Below are 14,612 nucleotides of genomic sequence, written 5' to 3'. Positions count from 1 at the left end.
CCGGGACCGATCGACATATGGCAGCAATCAGCCTCAGAAACGTCATCAAGCGCTACGGCAAGGGCAAGCAGGAGCTCCAGGTCATCCACGGCGTCAATGCCGAGATCGCCGACCGCGAATTCATCGTCATCGTCGGGCCGTCCGGCTGCGGCAAGTCGACGCTGCTGCGCATGGTCGCCGGCCTGGAGGAGATCTCCGGCGGCGAGATCGACATCGGCGGCCGCGTGGTCAACAACCTCGAGCCCGCCGAGCGCGACATCGCCATGGTGTTCCAGAACTACGCGCTCTATCCGCACATGAGCGTGTTCGACAACATGGCCTACGGCCTGAAGATCCGCAAGATGCCGCCCGCGGAGATCAAGACCCGCGTGGACAAGGCCGCCGCGATCCTGGAGCTGGGCCACCTGCTCGACCGCAAGCCGCGCCAGCTGTCCGGCGGCCAGCGCCAGCGCGTGGCCATGGGCCGTGCCATCGTGCGCCAGCCGCAGGTGTTCCTGTTCGACGAGCCGCTGTCCAACCTGGACGCCAAGCTGCGCGCCCAGACCCGCCTGGAGATCCAGAAGCTGCACCGCGAGCTGGGCATCACCTCGCTGTTCGTCACCCACGACCAGGTCGAGGCCATGACGCTGGCCCAGCGGATGATCGTGATGAACGCCGGCCGCATGGAGCAGTTCGGAACGCCCGAGGAGGTGTACCACCGCCCGGCCTCGACCTTCGTGGCCAGCTTCATCGGCTCGCCCCCCATGAACCTGCTGAAGAACGCCCCCGGCGGCCGCGCCGGTGCGATCCTGGGCATCCGCCCGGAGCACCTGGACATCGGCAGCGACGGCTGGGAGGTCCGGGTGGAAACCGTCGAGCTGCTGGGTGCCGAGCGCCTGGTCTACGGCCGCGTCGGCGGCGAGCAGGTGATCGTCCGCACGGAGGAAGGCCGGCCCGCCCCGCAGACCGATGCGGTCATCCGCGTGCAGCCGCGCGCCGACCGCGTGCACTGGTTCGACGCTGCCAGCGGCAAGCGCATCGACGCCTGAGGCGTCGCCCGCAGGGAGCACGGACGATGAGCACGGCCCACTGGCCCTACCCCCGCTGGGTCGCGCACCGCGGCGCCGGCAAGCTGGCGCCCGAGAACACGCTGGCCGCGTTCCGGCTCGGCGCCCAGCACGGCTACCGCATGTTCGAATGCGACGCCAAGCTGTCGTCCGACGAGGTGGTCTTCCTGATGCACGACGCCACGCTGGAGCGCACCACCAACGGCAGCGGCACCGGCGGCGACCAGCCCTGGCACGCGCTGTCGCAGCTGGATGCCGGGAGCTGGCACTCGCGCGGCTACGCGGGCGAACCGCTGCCCACCCTGGAGAACCTGGCCCGGTTCTGCCTGGCCAACGGACACTTCCTCAACATCGAGATCAAGCCGACGCCGGGCGTCGAACAGCGCACCGGCGAGGTCGTCGCACGCGAGGCGGCCCGGCTGTGGGCCGGCGCCGCCGCTGCGCCGCTGCTGACCTCGTTCCGTCCCGAATCCCTGCTGGGCGCCCGCCAGGTCGCCCCGCAGTTGCCACGCGGGCTGCTCCTGGACACGCTCTGGGACGGCTGGTTCGACATGGCCCGGTCGCTGGGCTGCGTCGCCATCGTCTGCAAGCACGTGCTGTGGGATGCGGCGACCGTCGCCCAGGTCCAGGCAGCCGGCATGAAATGCCTGAGCTATACCGTGAACGAGGCCGCGGCGGCCCAGCGCCTGCTGGCGCTCGGGACCGATGGCATCATCACGGACCGCGTCGACCTGTTCCCCGCGGACTGAGCGCGTCTGGCGGCGCCGCCCCCCGCGCCGCCTGTTCCGGGCGCCCCCGTCGAGCGCCCGTCCAGCGTCCTCGTCCGGCCACCGCCACGCGAGCACGCAGGCGGCGCGACACCAGCCCTCGCCGCCGCGGCACTGGCCAAGCCGCAACCAGCGGCGTGTCCGCACAAGCCGCATCGCGCTCGGGCAGCCCAGCCGCATCCGCATCAGCAGTCGCGGCACTGAAGCGGCTAGTTGCCCCCGAGGCTTGCGCCGGCGCGCGAGCATCGCCACGTCCCCGCCGCCGGCCTGACACAACCCGGGCAGTGACGCGCTGGCGTTACGGTATAGTAAATGCGTTTCGCATGAGTAAACGCAAGGAGGCCCATCCATGGCTGCCGTTCTCAAGGACGTGAGCGCCCTGCCCGCGCCGCCCCCGATCCACCAGTTGCACCACTACGCGTACCGCGCCCGCGACGCCGAGGAGACCCGGCACTTCTACGAGGACATCCTCGGCCTGCCGCTCTACCACATCATCCAGAGCGACCACGTCCCCAGCACCGGCGAGTACTGCCCGTACACCCACTTCTTCTTCCGCCTGCAGGACGGCTCGTTCATCGCGTTCTTCGACCTCGGCGACGACCAGGCAAGCGAGCCCTCGCCCAACACGCCCAAGTGGGTGAACCACATCTCCTTCCGCGTCGATTCGATCCAGGCGCTGCGCGACATGAAGGCGCGACTGGAGGCCAACGGCGTCGAGGTGCTCGGCATCACCGACCACCACATCTTCCACAGCATCTACTTCTTCGACCCGAACGGCGTGCGGCTGGAGCTCACGGCCCAGCTGGCCGACGAGTTCCAGATGCTGCAGGAGAGCCGCACCGCCCACCAGCGGCTGGCCGAATGGACCGCGCGCAAGGAACAATGGCGGCGCGAACGGGCCGCGGGCCAGGCCGCCGAGCCGCTCAAGCCCCAGCGCAACGACCGGCCCGAATTCGCCACCAAGTGACGGCGGCGGGCGGCCGCCCCCGTGCACGTCGCGCCTCGCCGCCGCGGCGGCGAGGACCGGGACCAGGAGAACACCGATGGACGAGCTGCGCACCGGCTATGCCGACACCACCTTCACCAACGGCTATGAATTCGCCGGCGGCCGCGGGTACGAGCTGCCCGAATATCCCTTCCTTGAACCGGTGGAGCTGCGCACCGGCGAGGTCGCGCACCACCCGGTGGTCATCGTCGGCGCGGGCCTTGCGGGCCTGACACTGGCCTGCGCCCTGGCGCGCTACGGCGTGCCGGCCGTGCTGCTCGACGAGGACAACACGGTGGGCGTCAAGGGCGCCTCCTCGCGCGGCATCTGCTACACCCAGAAGTCGCTGGAGATCTTCCACCGGCTGGGCGTCTACGAACGCATCGCCCGCAAGGGCGTGCAGTGGAGCGTCGGACGCACCTTCGCCGGCCACGACGAGGTCTATTCGTTCGACCTGCGCCAGCACAGCGCCTACAACCTGTCGAGCCAGCCGCCCTTCATCAACATCCAGCAGTTCTACATCGAGGGCTACCTGGTCGAGCAGGTCCAGGCGCTTGGCGGCGTCGAGCTGCGCTGGCACAACCGCGTCACCGCTTTCACCCAGGACGCGCAGCGTGCCACCTTGTCGGTGAGCACGCCGGCCGGCGACTACACGATCACCGCGGAGCACGTGGTCGATGCCACCGGCTGCCGCAGCCCGTTCCGGCAGTGGGTGGGCGCCAGCGTCACGGCACGCAAGGGCGACGACCGCTGGTGCATCGCCGACGTGCGCTTCACCAAGCGGCCGCCGGCAGAGCGGCACACGTGGATCGAGGCGCCGTTCAACGAGAACCGGGCCGTCTGGCAGCACCTGATGGGCGACGACGTCTGGCGCATCGACTACCAGATGCCGCCCGACGCCGACCCCGAGGAGGTCAGCCGCGAGGAGGTGGTGCGCGAGCGGCTGGCGCGCCAGTTCGGCGCCGACTGCGAGATCGAGATCGTCTGGGTCGGGCCTTATGCCTACCGCAGCGAATGCATCGACGCGATGCGGCATGGCCGGCTGTTCTTCATGGGCGACGCCGCCAAGGTGGTCAGCCCGTTCGGCGCGCGGGGCGGCAACACCGGGATCGCCGACGCGGACAACCTGGCGTGGAAGCTGGCCGCCGTGCTTCAGGGCCGTGCGCCCGCCACGCTCCTGGACAGCTACCACGAGGAGCGCCACGAGGCGGCCCGGCAGAACGTGCAGGTGACCAACCGCACGGCGCGCTTCCTGCGCCCGGCCGAAGGCGCCGAGCGCCTGTTCCGGGATGCCGCGCTCGGCCTGGCCCGGCAGTACCCGTTCGCCCGGCAGCTGGTGAACACCGGTCGCATGGCGGTCGCGAACCCGTACACCCGCTCCAGCGTGTGCGACAGCACCGGCGGCCAGTCGGTGCAGAACGTGTCGTTCGCCTGGTCGGACGGCTCGACCGGCGTGGTCAACGACCTGCTGCTCTGGGCCGCCGGCCGGCTGCTGCTGCTGGTGTTCGGCGATCCCGGCCGTGCCGGGCTTGCGCGGGTGCGCGCCCTGGTGCAGGCGGCGCCGCTGCGCTGTGTGCAGGTGCTCGGACCGCACGACCGGCCGGGCGCGCTCGAGCACGTGCGCGACCCCCAGGGCCACCTGCAGGGCGCCTGCCACGTGTTCGGCCACGCCTGGGCACTGGTGCGGCCCGACGCCTACGTCGCCGCCACGGGGGAGAGCATCGACGCGGTGGTGGTGGAGGCCGTGGCCCGCGCGCTGGGCGCCGCAGGAGCCGCCGAATGAAGACCACCCTGCATTTCCAGGACGCCGACGCGTTCTACGAGCAGCTGCTGGACGCGCATGCCGGCCTCAGCCGCGAGCAGTCCGACCTGCTGAACGCCCGCCTCGTGCTGCTGCTGGCCAACCAGATCGGTGACGCCGGCGTGCTGCGCGAGTGCGTCGAAGCCGCGGCCCGGCTGCCGGAGAACGGCGGCGGGCGGCGCCCGGCGCGGCCCGAATAAAATCGGGCCTTCCCACACCACCGCGACGGCATCCTCGGGTGCCGTTGTCGTTTTCGAGCCCGCCATGAGCGACACCCCTGCCCAGCCCGGCCTGAACAGCCTGTCCAAGTCCTTCGAACCCGCCCCGATCGAGGCGCATTGGGGCCCCCTGTGGGAACGCAAGGGCTACGCCCACGCCGGCCATCGCGGCACCGGAGCGCCGGCCGAGGGCGAACCGTCGTTCTCGATCCAGCTGCCGCCGCCCAACGTCACCGGCACGCTGCACATGGGCCACGCGTTCAACCAGACCATCATGGACAGCCTGACGCGCTACCACCGAATGCGCGGCTTCAACACGCTGTGGGTGCCCGGCACCGACCACGCGGGCATCGCGACGCAGATCGTGGTGGAGCGGCAGCTGCAGGAGCAGGGCCAGAGCCGGCACGACCTGGGCCGCAAGAACTTCGTGGCCCGGGTCTGGGAGTGGAAGGAGAAATCGGGCAACACCATCACCACGCAGATGCGCCGCATGGGCGACAGCGTCGACTGGTCGCACGAGTACTTCACGATGGACGAGGGGCTGTCGCGCATCGTCACCGAGACCTTCGTGCGGCTGTACGAACAGGGCCTGATCTACCGCGGCAAGCGGCTGGTGAACTGGGACCCGGAGCTCAAGACCGCGGTCAGCGACCTGGAGGTGGAGAGCGAGGAGGAAGACGGCTTCCTCTGGCACATCCGCTATCCGCTGTCGGACGGCAGCGGCTCGCTCACGGTCGCGACCACGCGTCCCGAGACCATGCTGGGCGACGTGGCGGTGATGGTGCATCCCGAGGACGAGCGCTACCGGGCGCTGGTCGGCAGGACCGTGCGGCTGCCCCTGGTCGGGCGCGACATTCCCGTCATCGCCGACGAGTACGTCGACCGCGCGTTCGGCACCGGGGTGGTGAAGGTCACCCCAGCGCACGATGCCAACGACTATGCGGTCGGCCAGCGCCATGGCCTGCCGATGATCGGCGTGCTGACGCTGGACGCGAAGATCAACGACAACGCGCCCGCGGCGTACCGGGGGCTCGACCGCTTCGTGGCGCGCAAGCAGGTGGTGGCCGACCTGGAGGCGCAGGGGCTGCTGGTCGAGACCAGGAAGCACAAGCTGATGGTGCCCCGTTGCGCCCGCACCGGCCAGGTGGTCGAGCCCATGCTGACCGACCAGTGGTTCGTCGCCATGACCAAGGTCAGCGGACAGGATCCCACGGGCAAGTCGATCGCGCAGAAGGCCATCGACGCGGTGCAGTCCGGCCAGGTGCGCTTCGTGCCGGAGAACTGGGTCAACACCTACAACCAGTGGATGAACAACATCCAGGACTGGTGCATCTCGCGCCAGCTCTGGTGGGGCCACCAGATCCCGGCGTGGTACGACGAGGACGGCCAGGTCTACGTCGCCCGCAGCGAGCAGGAGGCCCAGGCGCGCGCGCCGGGCAAGCAACTGCGCCGCGACGAGGACGTGCTGGACACCTGGTATTCCTCGGCCCTGGTGCCCTTCTCCACGCTCGGCTGGCCCGACAGGACCCGGGACCTCGAGCTGTACCTGCCGTCCACCGTCCTGGTGACCGGCTACGACATCATCTTCTTCTGGGTCGCCCGGATGATCATGATGACCACCCACTTCACCGGGCAGGTGCCCTTCCGCGACGTGTACATCCACGGCCTGGTGCGCGATGCCCAGGGACGCAAGATGAGCAAGTCCGAAGGCAACGTGCTGGATCCGGTCGACCTGATCGACGGGATCGCGCTGCCGCCGCTGCTGGAAAAGCGCACGACCGGCCTGCGCAAGCCCGAGACGGCGCCCCAGGTGCGCAAGAACACGGAGAAGGAATTCCCGGAGGGCATCCCGGCCTACGGCGCGGACGCGCTGCGCTTCACCTTCGCCTCGCTGGCATCGCTGGGGCGCAGCATCAACTTCGATGCCAAGCGCTGCGAGGGCTACCGCAACTTCTGCAACAAGCTCTGGAACGCCTCGCTGTTCGTGCTGATGAATTGCGAAGGCCAGGACTGTGGCCTGAAGGAGCACACCAAGGCCGAATGCCAGCCCGGCGGCCCGGCTCACGGCTACCTGCAGTTCAGCCAGGCCGACCGGTGGATCAGCTCGGCCCTGCAGAAGGCCGAGGCCGCCGTCGCGCAGGGCTTCGCCGACTACCGGCTGGACAACGTCGCCAATGCCATCTACGACTTCGTCTGGAACGAGTACTGCGACTGGTACCTGGAGATCGCCAAGGTGCAGCTGCGCGAGGCGGCCAAGGCCGGCGACGAGCCGCGCCAGCGCGCCACCCGCCGCACGCTGATCCGCACGCTCGAGGCGATCCTGCGGCTGGCGCACCCGGTCATCCCGTTCATCACCGAGGAGCTGTGGCAGAAGGTGGCGCCGGTGGCCGGGCTGCCGGGCGAATCGGTGAGCATCGCCCGCTATCCGCAGGCGCAGCTGGAGAAGATCGACCCGCAGGCCGTCGCCTGGGTCGACCGCCTGAAGGCGTTGGTGGACAGCTGCCGCCAGCTGCGCGGCGAGATGAACGTCTCGCCGGGCACCCGGCTGCCGCTGTACGCGGTGGGCGATGCGGACTTCCTGCGCGAAGCGGCGCCCGTGCTGCAGGCCCTGGCCAAGCTGAGCGAGGTGAAGGTGTTCGACGACGAGGCCGCGTGGGCGGCGGCAGCCAAGGCCGCGCCGGTGGCGGTCGTGGGCGACTCGCGCCTGTGCCTGTACATGGAGATCGACGTGGCCGCCGAGAAGGCGCGGCTGTCCAAGGAAGCGGCCCGGCTCGAGGGTGAGGTGGCCAAGGCCAATGCCAAGCTGGCCAACCAGGCGTTCGTCGCCAAGGCCCCGCCCGCCGTGATCGAGCAGGAGCGCAAGCGCATCGCCGAGTTCGGCGCCACGCTCGCGCGGCTGCAGGAGCAGCTGGCCCGCCTGGGCTGACGGCGGCGGCGCGGCGGGCGCCATGACGTCGGTCGGCCGCGATGCGCCGCGGCGCGGTGGGTGGGGCAAGTGCGGGGACGGGCCCGTGCCGGGTTGCGCACAATAGCGGGCCATGAAGCGCAGACACCTCCTCCTCTCGGGCGCCGCCGCGGCGGCGCTGCCCGCCCTGGCGCAAGCGCGCCCGATCCGCCTGATCGTTCCCTATGCGCCTGGCGGCCCGATCGACGTCACGGCACGGGTGCTGGCCGAGCGGGTGAAGGATTCGCTGGGCACGGTCATCATCGAGAACCGGCCGGGCGGCGGGGGCAACATCGGCGCGGACGCCGTGGCCAAGGCCGCCCCCGACGGACTGACGATCGGCATCTCCGCCGTCGCCACCCACGCGATCAATCCGTGGCTGTTCAGCAAGATGCCCTACGACGCGGCCAAGGATTTCGCCGCCATCACCCAGATGGTGCGCGTGCCCAACGTGCTGGTGGTCAATGCCGAGACGGCGACCCGCCTGCGGATCGACACGCTGGGCGACCTGATCGCCTATGCCAGGGCCAATCCGGGCAAGCTCAACTACGGCAGCGGCGGCAACGGCAGTGCAGGGCACCTCGCTGGCGAGATGTTCAAGCGCGATGCCGGCATCTTCGCGGTGCACATCCCCTACAACGGTGGCAACCCCGCGCAGCTGGCGCTGCTGTCCGGGCAGGTCGACTTCAACTTCGACAACCTCGCGACCGCGGCCCCGAACATCCGCTCGGGCAAGCTCAAGGCGCTGGCCGTGACCACGCTGCGCAGCTCGCCGGGCCTGCCCGGCGTGCCAGCGGTGGCCGACACGCTCAAGGGGTTCTCGATCGACACCTGGTGGGGACTGGTCGCGCCCGCCGGCACCCCACGCGACACCCTGCAGCGATTGAACCAGGCGTTCGTGGCCGCCCTGAAGTCCGAGGAGACCCGCACCCGCTTCGCGGGCCTGCTGGCCGAACCCGTGCCCACGACCCCCGAGGAGTTCCAGGCCTTCATGCGCGCGGAGCTGGCCAAGTACCAGAAGGTGGTCAAGGCCTCCGGCGCCAAGGTGGACTGATTCCTGCTTCCGCCCCCACCACAACGAACTGTCCCTCCCATGAAGAAACCCACCCTCCTCTTCTGCGCCCTCGCCGTGGCCGGCGCCGCCTGGTCCGAACCCGTCAAGCCCGTGTGGGACCTGGCCGCGACCGAGCAGCCCAAGCTGCTGGCCACGCTGAAGTCGCTGGTCGAGATCGAGTCCGGCAGCACCAACCGCGCCGGCCTCGACAAGCTCTCGGCCCTGATCGCCGACCGCCTGAAGTCCCTCGGCGGCGAAGTCGAGTTCATCGAACCGGTCGAAGCCGACGTCTACCGCATGGAGGACACGCCCGAGAAGGCGGCCGGCATCGGCCGCATGGTGCGCGCGACCTTCAAGGGCACCGGCACCCGGAAGATCCTGCTGATCGCGCACATGGACACCGTGTACCCGGAGGGCATGGGTGCGCAGCAGCCGTTCCGCGTCGACGGCAACAAGGCCTACGGCCTGGGCATCGCCGACGACAAGCAGGGCGTGGCCGTGATCCTGCACACCATCGCGATGCTGCAGGCGCTGAACGTGAAGGACTACGGCACCCTCACCGTGTTCATCAACGGCGACGAGGAGCTCAGCTCGCCGGCCTCGCGCAAGCTGTTCGCGCAGATGGGCCGCGAGCACGACGCCGTGATGTCGTTCGAGGGGTCGCGCATCGACCAGGACAAGGTCGCGCTGGCCACCAGCGGCATCGCCCTGGCCACCATCACCGTGCGCGGCCGCGCATCGCACGCGGGCAGCGCGCCGGAGCGCGGCGTGAACGCCCTGTACGAGCTGTCGCACCAGTTGCTGCAGCTGCGCGACCTGTCGGTGCCCGAGCGCGGCCTGAAGGTCAACTGGACCGTCGCCAAGGCGGGCGTCGTGCGCAACATGATCCCGCCCGGCGCGCAGGCCTGGGCCGACATCCGGCTGCTGAAGGTGAGCGACCTGACGGCGGTGGAGGCCAAGATGCGCGAGCGCATCCGCAACAAGCTGCTGCCCGAGTCCGACGTGGAAGTGAAACTGGAGAACCGCCGCCCGCCGCTGGAGGCCACCGACGCTTCGCGCGCGCTCGGCGCGCAGGCCCAGCGGATCTACAAGGAACTGGGCAAGGACCTGGTTGTCGATCCCGAGCCCGAGGGCGGCGGCACGGACGCGGCGTTCGCTGCACTGGAGACCAAGTCGCCGGTGGTCGAGCGTTTCGGGCTGCAGGGCTTCGGCGCGCATTCGAACAACGCCGAGTACGTGCTGGTCGACTCGATCCGGCCGCGCCTCTACCTCGCGACGCGCATGGTGATGGACCTGGCCGGCAAGAGCCGCTAGTCCGGGATGAGGGGTTTCCCCCACACATCCGACCAGCGGTCGGTCAACTCAGCCATCGCCTACCCGTTCACCGGCTGAGCCAGCACGGAAGCGGTCACCCACGTCCACGGCCGCCGCTGCGGCGTCTCCTCTCTTGTGCGGTTTGTCTGACAACCGCCGAGCTAGCGCCGACGTACATTGTTCCCAGAACACAGCACGCAGGAGCGGCGCCATGGGACGAGGGTTCGGATTGCATCGGGGAGCACTGTGGCTGGCCACGACGTGGCTGGCCGCCGGCGGCGCAGCCGCCCAACTTGCGCCGGCTGGCCCGGAGCCGGGTGGCAGCGGGCGGGTCGGATCCGGCGGCCTCGGCCTCAACCCGGCCCGGGTGCAGGTGCCCATCGGCTGCGGCGCCTCGCTGCTGCCCTGCCGCGATCCCGAAGCGGCGCTGGCCGCCACCACGGACGCACGCACCCTGCGCTGGAGCGTGGAGCTGGGCACGCTCCAGCTGGGCCTTGCGCCCGACACGCTGCCCGGCGGCGTTCGCCAGGGCCTCAATCTCAGTCTGGTGGGCCGCAAGCCGCTGTTCGGCAGCAGCTTCTCGGTGTTCGGCCGCCTGGGCACCACCTACGGCGTGCCCGACGCCTCCGGCCGGGCGGCCCTGGCCGGACCGCTGGGCGAAACCGGCTACGGGCTGTCGTTCGGCGCCGGCCTGAGCATGAGCGTCACCCCGCGCCTGTCGGCCACTTTCAGCTGGGACAACCACGACCTGCGGCTGGGCAGCGGCAACCGCGATTCGGTGCGCAACACCAGCCTGGGCCTGCAGTACCGGTACTGACCGGTGTTCTGCGGCTCCGGCACCGGCACCGGCACCGGCACCGGCACGGCAGCCCAGGTCGCAGCTGGCTCCCGGCCCTGGCCATCCGCTGGTCGATGCCGGCACCGCGCGGTGCCGACGCGCGTCACTCGCCCAGATAGGCGGCGCGGACCTTCGGGTCGCTGAGCATCTGGCGGGCATCGCCGCTCATCGTGATGCTGCCCGACTCCATCACGTACGCACGGTTGGCCAGCTGCAGCGCGCGGCTGGCGTTCTGCTCGACCAGCAACACGGTGACGCCTTGCGCGTACACCTCGCGCACCACCTCGAAGATCTTGTCGACCATGATGGGCGACAGCCCCATCGAGGGCTCGTCCAGCAGCAGCACCTTCGGCCGGCTCATGAGGGCACGTCCCATCGCCAGCATCTGCTGCTCGCCGCCCGACATGGTGCCGGCAAGCTGGTCGCGGCGCTCCTTCAGACGGGGGAAGATCGTGAACACCTTGTCCAGGTCGCTGGCGATCTCGGCGCGGTCCTTGCGGATGTGCGCGCCCATCTGGAGGTTCTCGGTGATGGTCATGCGGGTGAACACCCCGCGACCCTCCGGCACCATGGCCAGGCCGTCCTTGACCAGGTCCCAGGCGCCGCGGCCCTTGATGCTGCGGCCCAGGTACTCGATGTCGCCGGCGTTCATGGCCAGCAGGCCGGTGATGGCCTTCATCGTGGTGGTCTTGCCGGCGCCGTTGGAGCCGATCAGCGTGACCAGCTCGCCCTCGCGGACCTCGAAATCCACGCCCTTGACGGCCTGGATGCCACCGTACGCGACCTTCAGGCCGCTCACCTTCAACAGCACGTCCGCCATCAGTGGCCTCCCGTTCCCAGATAGGCCTCGATGACCTTCTCGTTCTTCTGCACCTCGGCCGGCGTGCCCTCGGCGATCTGCTTGCCGTAGTCGAGCACGGTGACGCGGTCGCACAGGCCCATCACCAGCTTCACGTCGTGCTCGATCAGCAGGATGGTGCGGTCGTCGTTGCGGATGCGGTCGATCAGCTCGCGCAGCTGCACCTTCTCGGTCGCGTTCATGCCGGCCGCTGGCTCGTCCAGCGCGATCAGCTGCGGATCGGTGGCCAGCGCGCGGGCGATCTCGAGGCGGCGCTGGTCGCCATAGGACAGCGTGCGGGCCTTGTAGTCGGCGTAGCGGCCGATGCCCACGTAATCGAGCAGTTCCTGCGCGCGCTTGGCGATGGCCGCCTCCTCCTGCACGAACTTCGGCGTGCGGAAGATGGCGCCCAGCAGGCCGGAGCCGGTGCGGATGTGGCGGCCCACCATCACGTTCTCCAGCGCCGTCATGTCGGCGAAGAGGCGGATGTTCTGGAAGGTGCGCGCGATGCCCGCCTTGGCGACCTCGTGCACCGCCGACGGGGTGTAGGGCTTGCCGGCCAGCTCGAAAGTGCCGCTGTCCGGCGTGTACAGGCCGGTGATCACGTTGAAGAACGTGGTCTTGCCGGCGCCGTTGGGGCCGATCAGCCCATAGACCTGGCCGCGTTCGATGGTGACGCCGACGTCCGACAGCGCCTGCAGGCCGCCGAAGCGCTTGGAGATCCCGGCCACACGGAGAACAGTGTCAGTCATGCCCGCTCCTCACTTGCCGGAACCGTTGGCCGGCAGGGCCTTGCCGTGCTCGGGGGTGGGCCACAGGCCACGCGGGCGCAGCAGCATGATGATGATCATGGCCAGCGCGATCAGCAGCTGGCGCAGGATGGAGGCATCCAGGCGGCCGTCGGTCAGGCGCTGCAGGTCGAACACGCCCGAGACCCAGCGCAGCACCTCCGGCATGGCCGACAGCAGCACCGCGCCCAGGATCACCCCGGGCAGGTGGCCGATGCCGCCGAGCACCACCATCGCGACGATCATCACCGACTCCATCAGGCTGAACGACTCGGGCGAGACGAAGCCCTGGAAGGCCGCGAACATGGTGCCCGACACGCCGCCGAAGGTGGCGCCCATGCCGAATGCCAGCAGCTTCATGTTGCGGGTGTTGATGCCCATCGCCTTGGCCGCGATCTCGTCCTCGCGGATCGCCATCCAGGCGCGGCCGATGCGGGAGAGTTCCAGCCGATGGCAGATGAGGACGGAGATGAGCACCAGCGCCAGGAACAGGTAGTAGTAGAGCGTCACCGCCGACAGCGTGTAGCTGCCGATCTCCAGGGGCCGCCCGAGGTTGGCCCCGAACAGCCGGATCGAGTCGATCTGGCTCAGCCCCTTGGGGCCGTTGGTGATGTTGACCGGGTGGTCCAGGTTGTTCAGGAACACCCGGATGATCTCGCCGAAGCCGAGCGTCACGATCGCCAGGTAGTCGCCGCGCAGCTTGAGCGTGGGCGCCCCGAGCAGGATGCCCAGGATGCCGGCGAGCAGCGCGCCCAGCGGGATCACCAGCCAGATCGACGTGTGCAGCCCGGTCGGGAACATGGCCGCGAACCAGGGGAAGGTGTCCGACAGGTGCGGCGACGCCATCAGGCCGTACATGTAGGCGCCGATCGCGAAGAAGGCGACGAAGCCCAGGTCCAGCAGGCCGGCGAACCCCACCACGATGTTCAGGCCCAGGGCCAGCAGCACGTAGAGCAGCGCGAAATCGGCGATCCGCACCCAGAAATTGCCCATGGACTGCAGCAGGAGCGGCAGCAGGATCAGGGCGGCGCCCGACAGGACCCAGACGATGCGTTTGTTCTGCATGTGTGTCTCCCGTCAGGCCCGGTCGGCCACGCGCTCGCCCAGCAGGCCGGAGGGCCGCAGCGTGAGCATGATGATCAGCACGATGAACGCGAAGATGTCGCTGTAGTGGCTGCCCAGCACGCCGCCGGTGACCACGCCGATGTAGCCGGAGCCGATCGACTCGATGAGGCCGAGCAGGAGCCCGCCCACCACCGCGCCGGCCAGGTTGCCGATGCCGCCGAACACCGCGGCGGTGAATGCCTTCAGGCCGGGCAGGAAGCCCATGGTGTGCTGCACCGTGCCGTAGTTCGATGCGTACATGATGCCGGCGATGGTGGCCAGCACGGCGCCGATCACGAAGGTGGCCGAGATCACCATGTCGGGCTTGACGCCCATCAGCGCCGCAACGCGTGGGTTCTCGGCGGTGGCGCGCATCGCGCGCCCGAGCCGGGTGTAGTTGACCAGGTACATCAGCACCGCCAGCGACACGGCCGTCAGGCCCAGGATCATGATCTGCGTGGGCGTGATCACGGCACCACCCACCTGCAGCGGCGCAGCCGGCAGCAGCGTGGGATACGGCTTGTAGTTCGGCTTGAAGATGATCATCGCCAGCGTCTGCAGCAGGATCGACATGCCGATAGCGGTGATCAGCGGTGCCAGCTTGGGGCTGTTGCGAAGCGGGCGGTAGGCGACCTTCTCGATGGCGAAGTTCAGCGCCGCGGCGACGATGCACGAGATCACCATCGCCAGCAGCAGCACCAGCCACCCCGGCATCCAGGGCATGGACTCCTGCATGCTGACGATGATCGCCCAGCTGGTGAGGGCCCCGACCATCAGCACCTCGCCGTGCGCGAAGTTGATCAGATTGATGATGCCGTACACCATGGTGTAGCCCAGGGCCACCAGCGCGTACATGCTGCCGAGGACCAGACCGTTGATGATCTGCTGCAGCAGGATTTCCATGACAAGTTTCTC

13 protein-coding genes are annotated in these 14,612 nt (G+C 69.4%); 9 read left to right on the top strand and 4 right to left on the bottom strand.

Annotated features, from left to right (window positions below; genetic code table 11):
• The first annotated feature begins 17 nt into the window (after positions 1 to 17).
• The 9 genes from VFE82_RS03875 to VFE82_RS03835 all read left to right on the top strand — a co-directional run bounded on the left by VFE82_RS03875 (position 18) and on the right by VFE82_RS03835 (position 10,946).
• Positions 18 to 1,028: a sn-glycerol-3-phosphate import ATP-binding protein UgpC gene (locus tag VFE82_RS03875; RefSeq protein ID WP_324998926.1), complete on the top strand. Its 1,011-nt coding sequence runs from the start codon at positions 18 to 20 to the stop codon at positions 1,026 to 1,028.
• Between the two features lie 26 nt (positions 1,029 to 1,054).
• The gene (gene ugpQ, locus VFE82_RS03870; protein WP_324998925.1) at positions 1,055 to 1,795 is read left to right on the top strand and encodes a glycerophosphodiester phosphodiesterase; all 741 of its coding nucleotides are present in this window, start codon (positions 1,055 to 1,057) and stop codon (positions 1,793 to 1,795) included.
• Between the two features lie 367 nt (positions 1,796 to 2,162).
• Positions 2,163 to 2,780, top strand: coding sequence for a VOC family protein (locus VFE82_RS03865; RefSeq protein WP_324998924.1), 618 nt, complete (start codon positions 2,163 to 2,165; stop codon positions 2,778 to 2,780).
• Positions 2,781 to 2,856: 76 nt separating this feature from the next.
• The gene (locus VFE82_RS03860) at positions 2,857 to 4,581 is read left to right on the top strand and encodes an FAD-dependent monooxygenase (protein WP_324998923.1); all 1,725 of its coding nucleotides are present in this window, start codon (positions 2,857 to 2,859) and stop codon (positions 4,579 to 4,581) included.
• Positions 4,578 to 4,799, top strand: coding sequence for a DUF2783 domain-containing protein (locus tag VFE82_RS03855; RefSeq protein WP_324998922.1), 222 nt, complete (start codon positions 4,578 to 4,580; stop codon positions 4,797 to 4,799). The genes VFE82_RS03860 and VFE82_RS03855 overlap by 4 nt, the downstream gene beginning before the upstream one ends.
• Positions 4,800 to 4,863: 64 nt before the next feature.
• Positions 4,864 to 7,743 carry a valine--tRNA ligase gene (locus tag VFE82_RS03850; protein WP_324998921.1) on the top strand — a complete coding sequence of 960 codons (2,880 nt, stop codon included), beginning with the start codon at positions 4,864 to 4,866 and terminating at the stop codon, positions 7,741 to 7,743.
• Between the two features lie 112 nt (positions 7,744 to 7,855).
• Entirely contained in the window at positions 7,856 to 8,815 is a 960-nt protein-coding gene (locus VFE82_RS03845; protein ID WP_324998920.1) for a tripartite tricarboxylate transporter substrate binding protein, read from the top strand.
• Positions 8,816 to 8,854: 39 nt separating this feature from the next.
• Positions 8,855 to 10,129, top strand: coding sequence for a M20/M25/M40 family metallo-hydrolase (locus VFE82_RS03840; protein ID WP_324998919.1), 1,275 nt, complete (start codon positions 8,855 to 8,857; stop codon positions 10,127 to 10,129).
• 211 nt (positions 10,130 to 10,340) lie between these two features.
• A complete protein-coding gene (locus VFE82_RS03835; protein ID WP_324998918.1) occupies positions 10,341 to 10,946 on the top strand; it encodes a hypothetical protein in 606 nt (201 codons plus the stop codon).
• A gap of 124 nt (positions 10,947 to 11,070) precedes the next feature.
• On the opposite strand, the gene VFE82_RS03830 is transcribed toward VFE82_RS03835, so the two are convergent.
• From VFE82_RS03830 to VFE82_RS03815, 4 genes are read right to left on the bottom strand one after another with little or no spacing between them, the layout of a single operon-like run.
• Positions 11,071 to 11,787, bottom strand: a complete 717-nt coding sequence (locus VFE82_RS03830) for an ABC transporter ATP-binding protein (RefSeq protein WP_324998917.1) — start codon at positions 11,785 to 11,787, stop codon at positions 11,071 to 11,073.
• Positions 11,787 to 12,557, bottom strand: coding sequence for an ABC transporter ATP-binding protein (locus VFE82_RS03825; protein ID WP_324998916.1), 771 nt, complete (start codon positions 12,555 to 12,557; stop codon positions 11,787 to 11,789). The genes VFE82_RS03830 and VFE82_RS03825 overlap by 1 nt, the downstream gene beginning before the upstream one ends.
• A gap of 9 nt (positions 12,558 to 12,566) precedes the next feature.
• The gene (locus VFE82_RS03820; protein ID WP_324998915.1) at positions 12,567 to 13,658 is read right to left on the bottom strand and encodes a branched-chain amino acid ABC transporter permease; all 1,092 of its coding nucleotides are present in this window, start codon (positions 13,656 to 13,658) and stop codon (positions 12,567 to 12,569) included.
• Positions 13,659 to 13,670: 12 nt separating this feature from the next.
• Positions 13,671 to 14,600 (bottom strand): branched-chain amino acid ABC transporter permease, encoded by a 930-nt coding sequence (locus VFE82_RS03815; protein WP_324998914.1) that lies wholly within the window; start codon positions 14,598 to 14,600, stop codon positions 13,671 to 13,673.
• Positions 14,601 to 14,612 lie beyond the last annotated feature (12 nt).

It is taken from the genome of Ramlibacter sp. (assembly GCF_035655895.1).
Lineage (GTDB): Bacteria > Pseudomonadota > Gammaproteobacteria > Burkholderiales > Burkholderiaceae_C > Ramlibacter.
The sequence above is the reverse complement of the archived record's forward strand: the minus strand, read 5'-3'. Positions and strand labels throughout refer to the sequence as shown.

What these genes read in the sequence shown, in the direction of transcription:
- VFE82_RS03875 (WP_324998926.1), top strand. Translation starts at nt 18, where the DNA reads ATGGCAGCAATCAGCCTCAGAAACGTCATCAAGCGCTACGGCAAGGGC.
- ugpQ (WP_324998925.1), top strand. Translation starts at nt 1,055, where the DNA reads ATGAGCACGGCCCACTGGCCCTACCCCCGCTGGGTCGCGCACCGCGGC.
- VFE82_RS03865 (WP_324998924.1), top strand. Translation starts at nt 2,163, where the DNA reads ATGGCTGCCGTTCTCAAGGACGTGAGCGCCCTGCCCGCGCCGCCCCCG.
- VFE82_RS03860 (WP_324998923.1), top strand. Translation starts at nt 2,857, where the DNA reads ATGGACGAGCTGCGCACCGGCTATGCCGACACCACCTTCACCAACGGC.
- VFE82_RS03855 (WP_324998922.1), top strand. Translation starts at nt 4,578, where the DNA reads ATGAAGACCACCCTGCATTTCCAGGACGCCGACGCGTTCTACGAGCAG.
- VFE82_RS03850 (WP_324998921.1), top strand. Translation starts at nt 4,864, where the DNA reads ATGAGCGACACCCCTGCCCAGCCCGGCCTGAACAGCCTGTCCAAGTCC.
- VFE82_RS03845 (WP_324998920.1), top strand. Translation starts at nt 7,856, where the DNA reads ATGAAGCGCAGACACCTCCTCCTCTCGGGCGCCGCCGCGGCGGCGCTG.
- VFE82_RS03840 (WP_324998919.1), top strand. Translation starts at nt 8,855, where the DNA reads ATGAAGAAACCCACCCTCCTCTTCTGCGCCCTCGCCGTGGCCGGCGCC.
- VFE82_RS03835 (WP_324998918.1), top strand. Translation starts at nt 10,341, where the DNA reads ATGGGACGAGGGTTCGGATTGCATCGGGGAGCACTGTGGCTGGCCACG.
- VFE82_RS03830 (WP_324998917.1), bottom strand. Translation starts at nt 11,787, where the DNA reads ATGGCGGACGTGCTGTTGAAGGTGAGCGGCCTGAAGGTCGCGTACGGT.
- VFE82_RS03825 (WP_324998916.1), bottom strand. Translation starts at nt 12,557, where the DNA reads ATGACTGACACTGTTCTCCGTGTGGCCGGGATCTCCAAGCGCTTCGGC.
- VFE82_RS03820 (WP_324998915.1), bottom strand. Translation starts at nt 13,658, where the DNA reads ATGCAGAACAAACGCATCGTCTGGGTCCTGTCGGGCGCCGCCCTGATC.
- VFE82_RS03815 (WP_324998914.1), bottom strand. Translation starts at nt 14,600, where the DNA reads ATGGAAATCCTGCTGCAGCAGATCATCAACGGTCTGGTCCTCGGCAGC.